Origin of the sequence: Streptantibioticus cattleyicolor NRRL 8057 = DSM 46488 (assembly GCF_000240165.1) — a bacterium.
In the GTDB taxonomy this organism is placed as follows: Bacteria; Actinomycetota; Actinomycetes; order Streptomycetales; family Streptomycetaceae; genus Streptantibioticus; species Streptantibioticus cattleyicolor.
In genome coordinates, this window is the sequence record NC_017586.1 from 5,674,940 (window position 1) to 5,690,021 (window position 15,082).

A 15,082-nucleotide genomic window follows, 5' to 3' on the forward strand; every position below is an offset into this window, starting at 1 on the left:
AGTGATCACCACAACGGGCCTGAGGAAGGTCTACCACTCACGAGGCCGCGAGACGGTCGCCCTCGACGGCGTCGACCTGCACGTCCGCGAGGGCGAGGTCTTCGGCGTCCTCGGCCGCAGCGGCGCCGGCAAGTCCACCCTGATCCGCTGCGTCAACATGCTGGAGCGCCCCAGCTCCGGCACGGTGCAGGTGGCCGGCCAGGACCTCACCGCGCTGGCCGGCGGCTCCCGGCGGGCCAACGCCGAGCTGCGCGCCGCACGCAGCCGCATCGGCATGGTCTTCCAGCACTTCAACCTGCTCTCCTCGCGCACCGTGCAGGACAACGTCGAACTGCCGCTGGAGATCCTCGGCATGTCCGGCGCCGAACGCTCCCGCAAGGCCGGCGAACTCCTCGACCTGGTGGGCCTCGCCGACAAGGCCAGGTCCTACCCGGCGCAGCTGTCCGGCGGCCAGAAGCAGCGGGTGGGCATCGCCCGCGCCCTCGCCGGCGACCCCAAGGTGCTCCTGTCCGACGAGGCCACCTCCGCCCTCGACCCGGAGACCACCCGCTCCATCCTGCGGCTGCTGCGCGACCTCAACCGCCAGCTCGGCCTCACCGTCCTGCTGATCACGCACGAGATGGACGTCGTCAAGGCGGTCTGCGACTCCGCCGCGCTGATGAAGGGGGGACGCGTCGTGGAATCCGGCACCGTACCCGAGCTGCTGGCCACCCCCGGCTCCCGACTCGCCCGCGAACTCTTCCCGGTGGGCGGCGAGCCCTCCGCGCCCGGCCGCACCGTGGTCGACCTCACCTTCCACGGCGAGACCACCACCCAGCCGGTCATCTCCCAGCTGTCGCGCACCTACAACATCGACATCTCGATCCTGGGCGCGGCCGTGGAGACCGTCGGCGAGCGCCAGATCGGCCGGATGCGCATCGAACTGCCCGGCCGCTTCGAGGACAACGTGGTGCCCATCGGGTTCCTGCGCGAACAAGGACTCCAGGTCGACGTGGCGCCGGTGGCCGGCGCCGACGGAACCGCGACCCGCGACGAGGAGAACACGAAGTGACCTGGTCCGAGATGCAACCGCTGCTGTGGCCGGGGTGTTGGGACACCCTGTACATGGTGTTCTGGTCGACGCTGGTCGCCATCGTCGGCGGACTGCCGCTCGGGGTGCTGCTGGTGCTCACCGACCGTGGCGGGCTGCTGCAGAACGCCCCGGTCAACAAGGTCGTCGGCGCCGTCGTCAACGTCGGCCGGTCGCTGCCGTTCATCATCCTCATGGTGGTGCTGATCCCGTTCACCCGGTCGATCGTGGGCACCAGCATCGGCGCGGAGGCCGCCATCGTGCCGCTGGCCATCGGCGCCATCCCGTTCTACGCCCGGCTGGTGGAGACCTCGGTGCGCGAGGTCGACCACGGGCTGGTGGAAGCGGTCCAGGCGATGGGCGGCAGCACCTGGACCGTGGTCCGCAAGGCGCTCCTGCCCGAGGCGCTGCCCTCGCTGGTGTCCGGGCTGACCACCACCGTGGTGGCGCTCATCGGCTACTCCGCGATGGCCGGCGCGGTCGGCGCGGGCGGCCTGGGCGACCTCGCCATCCGCTACGGCTACATGCGCTTCGAGACCGGGTTCATGCTGGTCACCCTGGTGGTGCTGGTGGTCCTGGTGACCGTCGTCCAGCTCATCGGCGACCTGGTGGCCACCCGGCTCGCCCGGCGCGGCGGACGGTCCGGCGCCGCCAAGCCGCGCCTGCTGCGCTCCGCCGCCCCCGCACCCGCCGCCGTCCCGGCCCAGCCCGGGCCCGCCGCACCCGTCCGCGACACGGAGCCGACGCGGACCAACTGACCATCTCCGCAGCGACACACCACGGGCACCGCGCCCACGATGAAAGGCACTTTTCGTGCGTAATGCAGCAAAGATCACCGCGACCGTCCTGACCGCCGCCGCGCTCGCCACCGGGGTGAGCGCCTGCGCCTCCTCCAGCGGCTCCGGCAGCGCCGGGCAGAGCGCCGACGGCCCCCTGGTGGTGGCCGCCAGCCCCACCCCGCACGCCAAGATCCTCGACTACGTCCGCGACCACCTCGCCGCCAAGGCCGGACTCAAGCTCGAGGTCAAGGAGTTCAGCGACTACGTCCTGCCCAACACCGCCACCCAGAACGGCGACGTCGGCGCCAACTTCTTCCAGCACAAGCCGTACCTGGACGACTTCAACAAGAAGAACCACACCGACATCGTGCCGGTGGTCGACGTCGAACTGGAGCCGCTGGGGCTCTACTCGCACAAGGTCAAGTCCCTCAAGGACATCAAGGACGGCGCCACCATAGCGGTGCCCAACGACACCACCAACGAGGGCCGCGCCCTCAAGCTCCTCGCCGACAACGGGCTGCTCACCCTCAAGCCCGGCGCCGGCACCGGGGCCACCCCCGCCGACGTGGCCGGCAACCCCAAGCACCTGAAGTTCAAGGAGCTGGAGGCCGCCGCGCTGCCGCGCTCCCTGGACGACGTGGAAGCCGGCGTCATCAACGGCAACTACGCCCTCGGCGACAACCTCAACCCGGCCAAGGACGCCCTGGTGCTGGAGAAGGCACAGGGCAACCCCTACGCCAACTTCCTCGCCGTCAAGAACGGCAACCAGAACGACCCCCGGGTCAAGAAGCTCGCCCAGCTGCTCAACTCCCCCGAGGTGAAGCAGTACATCGAGCAGACCTTCAAGGGCGCGGTGGTGCCGGCCTTCGGCAAGCCCGCCGCCTGATCCGGCCCCGGCGGCCGTGCGGCGGGCCCGGACCGGCCCGCCTCACGGCCGCCAGTGCAGCCAGTACACATCGGTGGTGTACGGCATCTCCAGCCGGTCCGCGCCGGCCGTACCGCCCTGCCGGGCCAGCAGCCGCACCGCCTCGGTCCGTACCCGTTCCTGCTCCGCGGCGCCCAGCACCACGATGTGGCTGGAGGACATCATCCGCTCCACCACGTCGGCCACCGTGGTCGGGTGCGGGTTGGGCCAGTGGCGCTCGCGTACCGCCGACCACCCCGGCCGCCCCTCGAACACCGCCCGCCAGCCGTCGTCCAGCGGGCTGGGCAGATCCCGCGGCGCCCGGCGGAAGTAGATGTCCTGGAACTCCCGCACCCACGGCACCGAGGTGTCGTAGGTGTTCCACACCAGCCCCAGCGCGCCCCCGGGACGCAGCAGCCGCTCCACCTCCGCCAGCGCCTCGCCGCCGGAGAACCAGTGCCACGACTGCGCCGCCACCACCGCGTCCGCGCAGGCCCCCGGCAGCCCGGTGGCCTCCGCCGTACCCGCCGTCACCGCCACCCCGGGCAGCAGCTCCGCCAGCCGCTCGCGCATCTGGCGCACCGGCTCCACCGCGATCACCTCGGCCCCGGTCAACGCCAGCAGCCGGGTGAACTTCCCCGTCCCCGCGCCCAGATCGACCACCGTACGGCCGGCCTGGAGCGGCAGCGCGTCCGCCAGCGCCGCGAGCGCCGCCATGGGGTACGAGGGCCTGGAGCGCTCGTAGCCGCCCGCCGCCCGCTGGTATCCGAGTCCTGCTGCGTGGTGGATGGTCACGCGGGCAGACGGTAGCAGCACCCCTCGGCGCCGACCGGAGCGGGCGGCGCCGCACCGCACCGCCAACCCCCGCCCCCACCAGGGGCGTTCGCCCCGCGACCACACCACTTCACGGCCCTTCGGCGGCCCGTCGGGGCCACCCCCTGCGCTGCGCGTTCCCCCGGCGCAACTGGCATGCTGTGCTCTCTACACGGCTTCGTACCCGGAGCTTGGCGAGGAGCGGCCAATGACATCCACCTTCCCGGAGATCTCCATCAGCACCGAACGCCTGGTGCTGCGCCCGTTCGAAGAGGCGGACATCCCGGCGCTGGCGGAGATGATGAACGACGAACTCGTCGTCGCCTGGACCGGCGTCGCCCACCCCTACACCGAACGCGCCGCCCGGGAGTGGGCCGTCACCGAGGCCCACGCGGTACGCACCTCCGGCCGCGGCGTGGTCTTCGCGGTCACCGAGTTCCTCACCCAGCGCCTGGTCGGCATCTGCCACCTGGACCGCACCGACTGGCGCTGCCGCACCACCGAGGTCGGCTACGCCATCGCCCCCTGGGCGCGCGGCGAGGGATACGCCGGCGAGTCGGTGCTCGCCACCGCCAAATGGCTCTTCGAGGACCAGGGGTTCGAACGCCTGGAACTGCGCACCGCCGCCGACAACACCGCCTCCCAGCAGGTCGCCCAGAAGATCGGCTGCATCAGCGAGGGCGTCCTGCGCGGCGCCGGCCTGGTCCGCACCCGGCGCGACGACGGCGGCTGGGCCGAGGTACGCACCGACCTGATCGTCTGGTCCCTGCTCCCGGAGGACCTGGACGGCGCGTCCGGCCCCGCCTCAGACGAGGAGGGGTACGCCGCCTACCCCGACTGGCGCTGACCACCCCGCGCCACCGCTCCCGGCCGGGCGGAAGGCCCCCGGGATACTGTGTCCCCGCCCAGGTACGAACCTGGACATCCACAGCATCACGTTGACGTGCGAGGCGAAGGACGACGATGGCGGACCGGGTCACGGTCATCGGCTGGGACGGCTCGCCGCCGCCCCCGGCGGCGCTCTCCGCGCTCCGCGCGGCCACCCTGGTGGCCGGCGCCCGGCACCACCTGGCACTCCCCGAAGTCCCCGGGCACGCCGAGCGGGTGCTGCTGGGCAGCATCGACCTGGCCGCCCGGCGGATCGCCGCCCACCGCGGCACCGCCGTCGTCCTCGCCGACGGCGACCCCGGCTTCTTCGGTGTGGTCCGCGCGCTGCGCGCCCCGGAGTACGGGCTGGAGGTCGAGGTGGTCCCCGGGGTCTCCTCGGTGGCCCAGGCGTTCGCCCGGGTCGGCATGGCGTGGGACGACGCCCGGGTCGTGGTGGCCGGCCACCGCACGCTGCGCCGCGCGGTCAACGTCATCCGGGCCCACCCCAAGGTGGCCGTGCTCACCGCGCCCGGCGCCGGCCCCGCCGAACTCGCTCTGCTCCTCGGCGACGTCCACCGCACCTTCGTCATCTGCGAGGCGCTCGGCACCGAGCACGAGGAGGTCTCCGTCCTCACCTCGGACAAGGCCGCCGACCACGCCTGGCGCGACCCCAACGTGGTGATCGCCGTCGGCGGCGCGGTCCCCGCCGGCCGCGGCGGCTGGATCGCCGGCCAGGACCCCGGCTACCCGCAGCCGCCGCGCGGCTGGGCGCTGCCCGCCACCGCGTACGGGGACGACCCGGCCGCCGCGCACACCCCGGCCCAGCTGCGCGCCCTCCAACTGGCCCGGCTCGGCCCGCGCCTGGGCGACCTGCTGTGGGACATCGGCGCCGGGGACGGCGCGGCGGCGGTGGAGGCCGCCCGGTTCGGCGCCGCCGTCATCGCGGTCGACCGTGACCCGGACGCCTGCGCCCTGGTCACCGCCAACGCCCGCCGCTACGGCGTCCAGCCGCAGGTGGTGCACGGCACCGCCCCCGCCGTACTGGAGGACCTGCCCGAGCCCGACCTGGTACGGGTGGGCGGCGGCGGGGCCGAGGTGGTCGCCGCCTGCGCGGCCCGCCGCCCCGAACGCATCGTCACCAGCGCCACCACCCGGGACGACGCCGAGGCGGTCGGCCGGGCCCTGGCCGAGGGCGGTTACACCGTCGAGCGGGCGCTGCTTCAGGAGGTCGGCCTGGACGCGGAATGGGTCGAACGGGAACGCACTACCGTCTTCCTGCTGTGCGGGCACCGGATGTGACGCACACTCGCCCGAAAGGGGCGGGGCCTGGGCAGACGCGGCCGTGATCGCCAGGTAGGCTGGCGGACCGTTGTGCCGCCTCCCGGTGCCGGTGCCGACCCCGCGATCCGTCGTCGCCGGCGGTCGCGTGGCCCCGGCGGACGTGGCGCAACCCACAGTGCCCGGGTGCTGAGATCGGGTGGCCGTGCCGCGCGGCTCGCCGGGACAATGGGCGTCCCGTGCGGCCGTGCCGTCCGCCACGCCTCCGGTACCCGGGAACGGTCCCGGGCCGAGGCCGAAGCGGGCAGCGACCGCCGGCACAGCACGGGGTGGAAGGAGATACCGATGGGCGAGGGGCACGCATGACTGACACCGGCGCCGGAGCGGCGAGCCGAGCAGCTCGCGGACAGGGCGGTGAAGCGGAGCGCACCGCCCACGGCGGAAGCGAGGAGGGGAGCGCGGCCATGGGGGGCTTCCCCGGTGAGGCGGTGCCGGAGCACGCGGGCGCGCAGCCGGTTCCGCAGCCGCCGTCCGGCGAGGCGCCCGACCGGTCCGGGCACGGCTGGAGCACCGACGCGTTCCTGGCCCCGGCCACCCCGGCGTTCACCTACCTCGACCAGCCGGACGGCCCGCAGCCGGCCGCGCCCGTCGACGACGAGGACGATCTGCTGCTGATGCCCGCGCCGCAGGGTTCCTGGGGCGACCCGCAGCCGGTACCGGCCCAGGCCCCGTCGCCCGCCGAGGTCGCCGCGCCGCTCCCGGAGGCCGACGGCCACCCCCAGGACCCGGCCGCCGCCTCGCTGACCGCCGGTCAGGCCGCTCCGCCGCGCCGCCCGCTGAACATGGGTCCGCCGGCCGAGGGCGCCACCACCCAGGGTGTGTCGGTGCGTTCGCTCGCCGATCGCGGACCGGCGCCGCAGCCCGCGCCGGCCGCGCCCGCCGCCCGCCGTCGTGCCGTCGCCCGCGGGGTCGCCGAGTCGCCCGCCGCGCCCGCGCAGTTGCCCCCGGAGGCGCCGCTCGCCGAGGCCCCGGTGGCGGGCGACCCGTGGGGTCCGCCGGCCGCCGCCGACCGCGTGCCCGTCGAGGCGCCGGCGCCGCGGCAGCCCGGGGCCCCCGTCCAGGGCGGCCCCGCGCTGCACGGCGTCCCCGCCGACGAGCCGGGCGGCCTGGCCGACCTGGACCGCGTCGAGGTCCCGCCGCAGCCGCAGCCCACGGTGCCGGCGCAGGCCCCGCAGCCCGCCGCCGAGACCGTGGCCGCCGAGCCGGTCGCGGCGGAGCCCGTCGTCGCCGCTGAACCCGTCGTCGCCGAGCCGGTCGCCGCCGAACCCGTGGCCGAGCCCGCGCCCGTCGAACCCGTCGTGGCCGAGGCCGCCGAGGCCGTCGTACCCGAGGCCGCCCCCGAGGCGCCCGAGGTCCCCGTGGCGCAGCCCGCCGCCGCCGAACAGGCCGTCGCCGAGCCGGTGGTGGCCGAGGCCCAGCCGGTCGAGGCCCAGCCCGCCGAACCGGCCCCGGCCGCCGTGGAGACCCCGGTCGCCGAAGCACCGGTCGCCGAAGCACCGGTCGCCGAAGCACCGGCCGTCGCGGCGGAGCCCGAGCCGGTGGCCGCCGAGGGCGACGCCCAGGTGACGCCGCAGCAGGCCCCGGCCGCCGCCGAACCCGTCGCCGAAGCCCCCGCCGCGCCGCAGGACGGACCGGCCCCGGAGCCCGCCGAACCGGCGTCCGAGGTACCGGCACCCGCCGAGCCGGAAACCGCCGAAGCGCCCGCCGCCGAGTCCGTTCCGCAGCCGGCCGCCGACCAGGCACCGGCCGCCGAGCCCGAGGCCCCGGTCGAGGAGTCCGCCGCCGAGCCGGTCCCCGCCGCCCCGGCCGCCCCCGGTTACGACGACGCCGCCCGCGAGGCGGTGCACCGGGTGATCCGGGAACGCCGCGACATCCGCAACGGGTTCCGGCCCGACCCGATCCCGCACGAGGTGCTGCTGCGGGTGCTGGAGGCGGCCCACACCGCGCCGAGCGTCGGCCACTCCCAGCCGTGGGACTTCGTGGTCATCCGCTCCGAGCAGACCCGGGAGAAGATGCACGCGCTGGCGATGAAGCAGCGCGACGCGTACGCCCGGTCGCTGCCCAAGGCCCGCGCCAAGCAGTTCCGCGAGCTGAAGATCGAGGCGATCCTCGACACCCCGGTCAACATCGTGGTGACCGCCGACCCCACCCGGGGCGGACGCCACACCCTGGGCCGCCACACCCAGCCGCAGATGGCGCCGTACAGCTCCGCGCTGGCGGTGGAGAACCTGTGGCTGGCGGCCCGCGCCGAGGGCCTCGGCGTCGGCTGGGTCAGCTTCTTCGACGAGCGCGAGATGGTCGGCGAACTCGGCCTGCCCGAACACCTGGAGGTCGTCGCCTACCTGTGCGTCGGGTACGTCGACGAGTTCCCCGAGGAACCCGAGCTGATGCAGGCCGGCTGGTCCAAGCGGCGCCCGCTGTCCTGGGTCGTCCACGAGGAGGAGTACGGCAACCGGGTGCTCCCCGGCGAGGACCCGCACGACCTGCTCGACGAGACGCTGCGCGGCATCCGCCCGCTGGACGCCAAGGCGCTCGGCGAGGCGTGGGAGCGCCAGAAGCGGATGACCAAGCCGTCCGGCGCGCTCGGCATGCTGGAGATCATCTCGGCCCAGCTGTGCGGACTGTCCCGGCAGTGCCCCCCGCCGATCCCGGAGCCCGCCGCGGTGGCGATCTTCGCCGGCGACCACGGCGTGCACGCCCAGGGCGTCACCGCCTGGCCGCAGGAGGTCACCGCCCAGATGGTGGCCAACTTCCTGGGCGGCGGGGCGGTCTGCAACGCCTTCGCCGGCCAGGTCGGCGCCGAGGTCTGCGTGGTGGACGTCGGCGTCGCCGGCGAACTGCCGTCCAGCGCCGGGCTGTTGCCGCGCAAGGTACGGCACGGTACCGCCGACTTCACCACCGGCGCGGCGATGACCCGCGAGGAGGCGCTGCGCGCCGTCGAGGTGGGCATCGAGACCGCCCGCGACCTGGTCGCGGCGGGCAACAAGGCGCTCCTCACCGGTGAGATGGGGATCGCCAACACCACCGCGTCGGCCGCCCTGATCGCCGCCTTCACCGGCGCCGACCCCGCCGAGGTCACCGGCCGCGGCACCGGCATCAACGACGAGATGCACGCCCGCAAGGTGGACGTCATCCGCCGCGCGCTGGAGCTGCACCAGCCCGACCCGGCCGACCCGCTCGGCACCCTGGCCGCCATCGGCGGGCTGGAGCACGCCGCCATGGTCGGCCTCATCCTCGGCGGCGCCTCGCTGCGCACCCCGGTGATCCTGGACGGGGTGAGCGCCGGGGCCGCCGCCCTGGTGGCCCGGGCCATCGCGCCCGAGGCGCTGGCCGCCTGCATCGCCGGCCACCGCAGCGCCGAACCGGGCCACATGGCCGCCCTCACCAAGCTGGGCCTGCGCCCGCTGGTCGACCTCGACCTGCGGCTCGGCGAGGGCACCGGCGCCCTGCTCGCCCTGCCGCTGGTGCAGAGCGCGGCCCGGGTGATGCACGAGGTCGCCACCTTCGACGCGGCAGGGGTCACCGAGAAGGGCTGACCCCGGCCCGGCCCGATCCGGCACCCGCACCACCGCCGTGGCCCGCCGTAAGGTGGGCCACGGCGCCCGTACATCCGCGTCGCCCGGCCGCAGCGCCGGGCCGGCCAGGGCCACCGCCGCCGGCGCGGCCCGGCACGCCACCGCCCGAACGCCCGAGGAGCCCCACCGTCATGGACCGTAACGACGCACCCGCCTACCCGGTCGGACTGCGGCTGGCCGGACGGCGTGTCGTCGTCCTCGGCGGCGGCCAGGTCGCCCAGCGGCGGCTGCCCGGACTGGTCGCGGCCGGCGCCGACGTCCTGCTGGTCTCGCCGTCGGCCACCCCGGCCGTGGAGGCGATGGCCGACGCCGGCGAAGTGCGCTGGGAACGCCGCCGCTACACCCCCGGCGACCTCGCCGGCGCCTGGTACGCCGTGGTCGCCACCGACGACGCCGCCGCCAACGCCGCCGCCTCCGCGGAGGCCGAGGAACGCCGCGTGTGGTGCGTACGCAGCGACGACGCCGAGGCGGCCACCGCCTGGACCCCGGCCACCGGACGCGACGAGGGCGTCACCGTCGCCGTCCTCACCGGCCGCGACCCGCGCCGCTCCGCCGCCGTACGCGACGCGGTGGTCGAGGGGCTGCGGGACGGCACCCTGGTCGCCCCCCGCCACCGGGCCCGTACCCCCGGCGTCGCCCTCGTCGGCGGCGGACCCGGCGACCCCGACCTCATCACCGTGCGCGGCCGGCGGCTGCTGGCCGAGGCCGACGTGGTGGTCGCCGACCGGCTCGGCCCCCGCGACCTGCTGGACGAACTGCCGCCGCACGTCGAGGTGATCGACGCCGCCAAGATCCCCTACGGCCGGGCCATGGCCCAGGAGGCCATCAACGACGCGCTGATCCAGCACGCCCGGGCCGGCAAGGCGGTGGTGCGCCTCAAGGGCGGCGACCCGTTCGTCTTCGGCCGCGGCATGGAGGAGGTCCAGGCGCTCGCCGAGGCCGGGATCGCCTGCACCGTGGTCCCCGGCATCTCCAGCTCGATCAGCGTGCCCGGCGCGGCCGGCATCCCGGTCACCCACCGCGGGGTGGCCCATGAGTTCACCGTGGTCAGCGGGCACGTCGCCCCGGAGGACCCGCGTTCGCTGGTCGACTGGGCGGCGCTGGCCCGGCTGCGCGGCACCCTGGTGCTGCTGATGGCGGTGGAACGCATCGGCGCCATAGCGCGGGCGCTGGTCGAGCACGGCCGCGACCCGCAGACCCCGGTGGCCGTCGTCCAGGAAGGCACCACCGCCGCCCAGCGCCGGGTGGACGCCACGCTGGCCACGGTGGGCGCCACGGTCGCCGCCGAAGGCGTCCGCCCGCCCGCGGTGATCGTGATCGGCGACGTGGTGGCGCTGGAGGCGGGCCGTGCGTGAGGGCTGCCCGGCGGTGACCGGCGCCGAAGGGGGCGAGGGGCGATGGGCGAACTGATCACCGTCGACGACCCGGCCGACCCGAGGCTGCGCGACTACACCGACCTGACCGACGTGGAGCTGCGGCGCCGCCGCGAACCCGCCGAAGGGCTCTTCATCGCCGAGGGCGAGAAGGTCATCCGGCGCGCCCGGCACGCCGGTTACCGGATGCGTTCGATGCTGCTGTCGGCCAAGTGGATCGACACCATGCGGGACGTCATCGACGAGGTGCCGGCGCCGGTCTACGCCGTCGACCCGGAGCTGGCCGAACAGGTCACCGGCTACCACGTGCACCGCGGCGCCCTCGCCTCGATGGAGCGCAAAGCCCTGCCGTCCGCCGCCGACCTGCTGGCCCCGGCGCGCCGCGTGGTGGTCATGGAGGGCGTCAACGACCACACCAACATCGGCGCCGTCTTCCGCAGCGCGGCGGCCCTGGGGATGGACGCCGTCCTCCTCTCGCCGGACTGCGCCGACCCGCTCTACCGCCGCTCGGTCAAGGTCTCCATGGGCGCCGTCTTCGCGGTGCCCTACGCCAGGCTCCAGGTGTGGCCGCGGGACCTGGAGACGGTACGCGGCCACGGTTTCCGGCTGCTCGCGCTCACCCCGGACGCCAAGGCGTCGCCGATCGACGAGGTCGCCCCGCACCGGATGGAACGGGTCGCGCTGATGGTCGGCGCCGAGGGGGAGGGGCTCACCACCCGGGCGCTGGTGGCCGCCGACGAATGGGTGCGCATCCCGATGGCGCACGGCGTGGACTCGCTCAACGTCGGCGCCGCCGCGGCCGTCGCCTTCTACGCGGTCACCGCCGGCCGCCCCGCCTGACGGCCGCCGCACGCTCACCGGTCCGGCGGATTGCCGTGCGGTGGGCCGTGGGTTTGCATGGGACACCACGGCCGGTGGCGTGCGGCTCGCGGCGCCTCGGAAGGGTCAGGAGGTACTGCGGCGTGGGTCACCCGGTGACGCCGGAGGCGATCACCCGGATCGCCACCGGGTTCATGGCGTCCAAGCAGTTGTTCGTCGCCTGCGAGGTCGGCATGTTCGCCGCGCTCGCCGAGGGGCCGCTGGAGCTGGACGACCTCGCCGCGCGGTGCGGCATCCCCCGGCGCACCGCCCGGGTGCTCGCCGACGGCATGACCGCGCTCGGGCTGCTCGACGCCTCGCTGGGCCGCTACACCAACCGCCCGGAGACCCAGGCGTACCTCAGCGGCCCGGTGGGCGACGGGCTCCGCCCCTTCCTGCGCTACTGGGACCGGATCAGCTACCCCGCCTGGCAGGGCCTGGAGCAGGCGGTGCGCACCGGGCACGGGGTGGGCCTGGCCGATCTGGACGAGGAGCGCCAGCAGATCTTCTCCCAGGGCGTCCGGGCGCTCACCTCGGGCGCCGCGCACGCGCTCGCCGAGGGGTTCGGCCTCGACCGCTACCGGCGGATGCTCGACCTCGGCGGCGGCATGGGGTCGTTCCTGGTCGCCGCGCTCAGCCGCCATCCCCGGCTGACCGGCACGCTGTTCGACCTGCCGCCGGTGGTCGCCATCGCCCGTCCGGAACTGGCCGCGGGCCCGGTCGGCGACCGCGTCGAGGCGGTCGCCGGCGACATGCTCACCGACCCCATCCCCGGCGGCCACGACCTGGTGCTGATGGCCAACGTCCTGCACTACTTCCTGCCGGGGACCAACGTCTCCCTGCTCACCCGGGTGCGTACCGCGGTGGAGCCGGGCACCCGGCTGCTCCTCGTCGACTTCTGGACCGATCCGACGCACACCCAGCCGATGATGGCCGCGCTGATGGCCGCCGAGTTCCTCACCAACGTCGGCGGCGACGTCTACAGCGCGGAGGAGGCCGAGGGGTGGCTGACCGACAGCGGCTGGCAGCCGGTCGGCCAGCAGCCGCTGGACGGCGCCCTGTCGGTGCTGCTGGCCACGGCGGTGTGAGGACGGGGCACGGCGTCGGCGTACCCCATCAGCCGGGCAGGTCCACCAGCGTGGCGAGGGCCGCGCGATGGCGGTCCGGGGTGCCCAGGGCCAGTTGCGCGGCCTTGGCCCGCTTCAGATACAGGTGGGCCGGGTGCTCCCAGGTCATCCCGATGCCGCCGTGCAACTGCACGCACTCCTCGGCGGCGTGGACGGCCGCCTCGGCGCAGTACGCCTGGGCCACCGCGACCGCCACCGGGGCGTCCGCCGCGCCGGTGGCCAGCGCGTCGGCCGCGGCACGCGCCGCCGCCCGGGCGGAGACCACCTCCAGCCACAGGTCCGCCAGCCGGTGCTTGAGCGCCTGGAACGAGCCGACCACGCGCCCGAACTGGCGGCGGTCCTTCAGGTAGGCCACCGTCGCGTCCAGGCACCACTGGGCCACCCCGAGCTGTTCGGAGGCGAGCAGTCCGGCGCCGGTGAGCAGCGCGGACTCCAGCGCCGCCGGGGCGGTGCCGGGCCCGGCCAGCAGGTGGCCGGGTGCCGCGGTCAGCTCCACGTCCGCCACCGGCCGGGTCAGGTCCAGCGAGCCGGTCCGGGCCACCCGTACCCCGGCGGCGCCGACGGCCACCTCGTACAGCCCCGGCCCCCGCTCACCAGTGGCCGGCACCAGCAGCACATCGGCCGCGATCGCGTCGGCGACCGCGGTGACCGTGCCGGTGAGGCGTCCGTCCGCGCCGGCCGTCACCGAGGCGGTCAGCGGCGTGCCCGGCGCGGTGGTCAGCGGCACCGCCAGCGCCGCGGTGGCCGCGCCGGAGGAGAGCCGGGCCAGCAGCTCGCCCGCCCGACCCTCGACCGGTCGGCAGCCGAGCAGCGCCGTGGTCGCCAGCACCGCGCTGCCGAGGTACGGGACGGGGGCCACCACGCCCCCCAACTCCTCCAGTACCACGGCGACTTCACGGGCCGAGGCGCCCTGGCCGCCGTGTTCCTCGGGCACCAGCAGTCCGGCGAGCCCCAGTTCGCCGGCGAGGGTCCGCCACAGCCGGGCGTCGTAGGGGGCGTCGCTCTCGCAGCGGGCGAGCACCGCCGAGTGCGGGCAGCGGTCGGCCAGCAGCTCGCGTACGGTGGCCCGCAGGTCGTCCTCGACGTCGCCGTAGAGCAGATCGGGGGTGGGGGAGGTGGCGGTCATCGGGGCAGGTCCTTCCAGGGGACGTCCTTGTCGGTGCGGGGTTCCGGGGGCAGGCCGAGGACCCGTTCGGCGATGATGTTGCGCAGGATCTCCGAGGTGCCGCCCTCGATGGAGTTGCCCTTGGCGCGCAGATAGCGGTAACCGGCGTCGCGGCCGTAGAAGTCGACCGTCTCCGGGCGGGTCATCGTCCACTCCCCGTACCGCAGCCCGTCCTCGCCGAGGAGTTCCAGCTCCAGGCCGCTGACCGCCTGGTTGAGCCGGGCGAACGCCAGCTTCAGGCCGGAGCCCTCGGGGCCCGGGGCGCCCACCGCGAGTTGCTGGCGGACCCGTTCCGCGGTCAGCCGGGCGACCTCGGCGTCCACCCACAGCCGCAGCAGCCGGTCGTGCAGGCCCGGGGTGCGCGATCGCGGGTGCTGCCGCCAGGTGGCCGCCGCCTTGCCGATCATGCCGCCCTCGCGCGGCACGGGTGAACCGCCGATCGCCACCCGCTCGTTCATCAGCGTGGTCTGCGCGACCCGCCACCCCTCGCCGACCGCGCCGAGCCGGTCGGTGTCCGGGATCCGCACGCCGGTCAGGAAGACCTCGTTGAACTCGGCCTCACCGGTGATCTGCCGCAGCGGACGCACCTCGACGCCGGGTGCGGTCATGTCGCACAGGAAGTAGGTGATGCCCTGGTGCTTGGGGAGGCCGGGGTCGGTGCGGGCGATCAGGATGGCCCGGCGCGCGTTGTGCGCGTTGGAGGTCCACACCTTCTGCCCGTCGACCACCCAGGTGTCGCCGTCGCGGACCGCCCGGGTGCGCAGTCCGGCCAGGTCGGAGCCGGCGCCCGGTTCGCTGAACAGCTGGCACCACACCTCCTCGCCGGTCCACAACGGCCGCAGGAAGCGTGCCTTCTGCTCCTTCGTGCCGTAGCGCAGGATGGTGGGCGCCGCCATGCCGAGGCCGATGCCGATGCGCCGAGGGTCGTTGTCCGGCGCCCCGGCCGCGGCGAACTCGGCGTCCGCCACGCTCTGCAGGGGCCGGGGGGCGCCGAGTCCGCCCAGCCCCACGGGGAAGTGCACCCACGCCAGCCCGGCGTCGAAGCGCGCCCGCAGGAACGCCAGGCGGTCGGTGGCCGCCGGATCGTGCTCGGCGAGGAAGTCCCGCACCCGGCGGCGTACCTCCCGCACGCCGGTCGTGCCCGTCTGGTCGGTCGTCATACGCCGCGTCCTCCCCGGCCTGCCGCGACAAGCCGTTCACGTGAGCTAAGCAAG

The 15,082-nt window shown here is 75.2% G+C and carries 12 protein-coding genes; 9 read left to right on the top strand and 3 right to left on the bottom strand.

All coding sequences use genetic code 11. The features are described from left to right. Position 1 precedes the first annotated feature (1 nt). The 3 genes from SCATT_RS24910 to SCATT_RS24920 are packed head-to-tail and all read left to right on the top strand — an operon-like array spanning position 2 to position 2,734. On the top strand, positions 2–1,051 hold the full coding sequence (locus tag SCATT_RS24910) for a methionine ABC transporter ATP-binding protein (RefSeq protein ID WP_014145968.1): 1,050 nt from the start codon (positions 2–4) through the stop codon (positions 1,049–1,051). Continuing rightward, on the top strand, positions 1,048–1,827 hold the full coding sequence (locus SCATT_RS24915) for a methionine ABC transporter permease (RefSeq protein WP_014145969.1): 780 nt from the start codon (positions 1,048–1,050) through the stop codon (positions 1,825–1,827). Before SCATT_RS24910 ends, SCATT_RS24915 begins: the two co-directional genes overlap by 4 nt. Positions 1,828–1,882: 55 nt before the next feature. Beyond that, positions 1,883–2,734, top strand: coding sequence for a MetQ/NlpA family ABC transporter substrate-binding protein (locus tag SCATT_RS24920; RefSeq protein ID WP_014145970.1), 852 nt, complete (start codon positions 1,883–1,885; stop codon positions 2,732–2,734). 42 nt (positions 2,735–2,776) lie between these two features. On the opposite strand, the gene SCATT_RS24925 is transcribed toward SCATT_RS24920, so the two are convergent. Then, entirely contained in the window at positions 2,777–3,547 is a 771-nt protein-coding gene (locus SCATT_RS24925; RefSeq protein WP_014628648.1) for a class I SAM-dependent methyltransferase, read from the bottom strand. A gap of 226 nt (positions 3,548–3,773) precedes the next feature. Here SCATT_RS24925 and SCATT_RS24930 point away from each other — a divergent pair, with 226 nt between their 5' ends. The 6 genes from SCATT_RS24930 (at position 3,774) to SCATT_RS24955 (ending at position 12,664) form a co-directional block, all read left to right on the top strand. Then, on the top strand, positions 3,774–4,412 hold the full coding sequence (locus SCATT_RS24930; RefSeq protein WP_014145972.1) for a GNAT family N-acetyltransferase: 639 nt from the start codon (positions 3,774–3,776) through the stop codon (positions 4,410–4,412). 116 nt (positions 4,413–4,528) lie between these two features. Continuing rightward, the gene (gene cbiE / locus SCATT_RS24935; RefSeq protein ID WP_014145973.1) at positions 4,529–5,731 is read left to right on the top strand and encodes a precorrin-6y C5,15-methyltransferase (decarboxylating) subunit CbiE; all 1,203 of its coding nucleotides are present in this window, start codon (positions 4,529–4,531) and stop codon (positions 5,729–5,731) included. 443 nt (positions 5,732–6,174) lie between these two features. After that, positions 6,175–9,306 carry a nicotinate-nucleotide--dimethylbenzimidazole phosphoribosyltransferase gene (gene cobT / locus SCATT_RS24940; RefSeq protein WP_014145974.1) on the top strand — a complete coding sequence of 1,044 codons (3,132 nt, stop codon included), beginning with the start codon at positions 6,175–6,177 and terminating at the stop codon, positions 9,304–9,306. A 170-nt stretch (positions 9,307–9,476) separates the two neighbouring features. Next, on the top strand, positions 9,477–10,700 hold the full coding sequence (cobA, locus tag SCATT_RS24945; protein WP_014145975.1) for a uroporphyrinogen-III C-methyltransferase: 1,224 nt from the start codon (positions 9,477–9,479) through the stop codon (positions 10,698–10,700). A gap of 42 nt (positions 10,701–10,742) precedes the next feature. Continuing rightward, a complete protein-coding gene (locus SCATT_RS24950) occupies positions 10,743–11,558 on the top strand; it encodes a TrmH family RNA methyltransferase (protein ID WP_014145976.1) in 816 nt (271 codons plus the stop codon). 122 nt (positions 11,559–11,680) lie between these two features. Further along, positions 11,681–12,664 carry a methyltransferase gene (locus SCATT_RS24955; RefSeq protein WP_014145977.1) on the top strand — a complete coding sequence of 328 codons (984 nt, stop codon included), beginning with the start codon at positions 11,681–11,683 and terminating at the stop codon, positions 12,662–12,664. A 28-nt stretch (positions 12,665–12,692) separates the two neighbouring features. Here SCATT_RS24955 and SCATT_RS24960 read toward each other — a convergent pair whose 3' ends face one another. Then, positions 12,693–13,829: an acyl-CoA dehydrogenase family protein gene (locus SCATT_RS24960; protein ID WP_014145978.1), complete on the bottom strand. Its 1,137-nt coding sequence runs from the start codon at positions 13,827–13,829 to the stop codon at positions 12,693–12,695. Next, the gene (locus SCATT_RS24965; protein ID WP_014145979.1) at positions 13,826–15,028 is read right to left on the bottom strand and encodes an acyl-CoA dehydrogenase family protein; all 1,203 of its coding nucleotides are present in this window, start codon (positions 15,026–15,028) and stop codon (positions 13,826–13,828) included. Before SCATT_RS24965 ends, SCATT_RS24960 begins: the two co-directional genes overlap by 4 nt. Between the last annotated feature and the right edge of the window lie 54 nt (positions 15,029–15,082).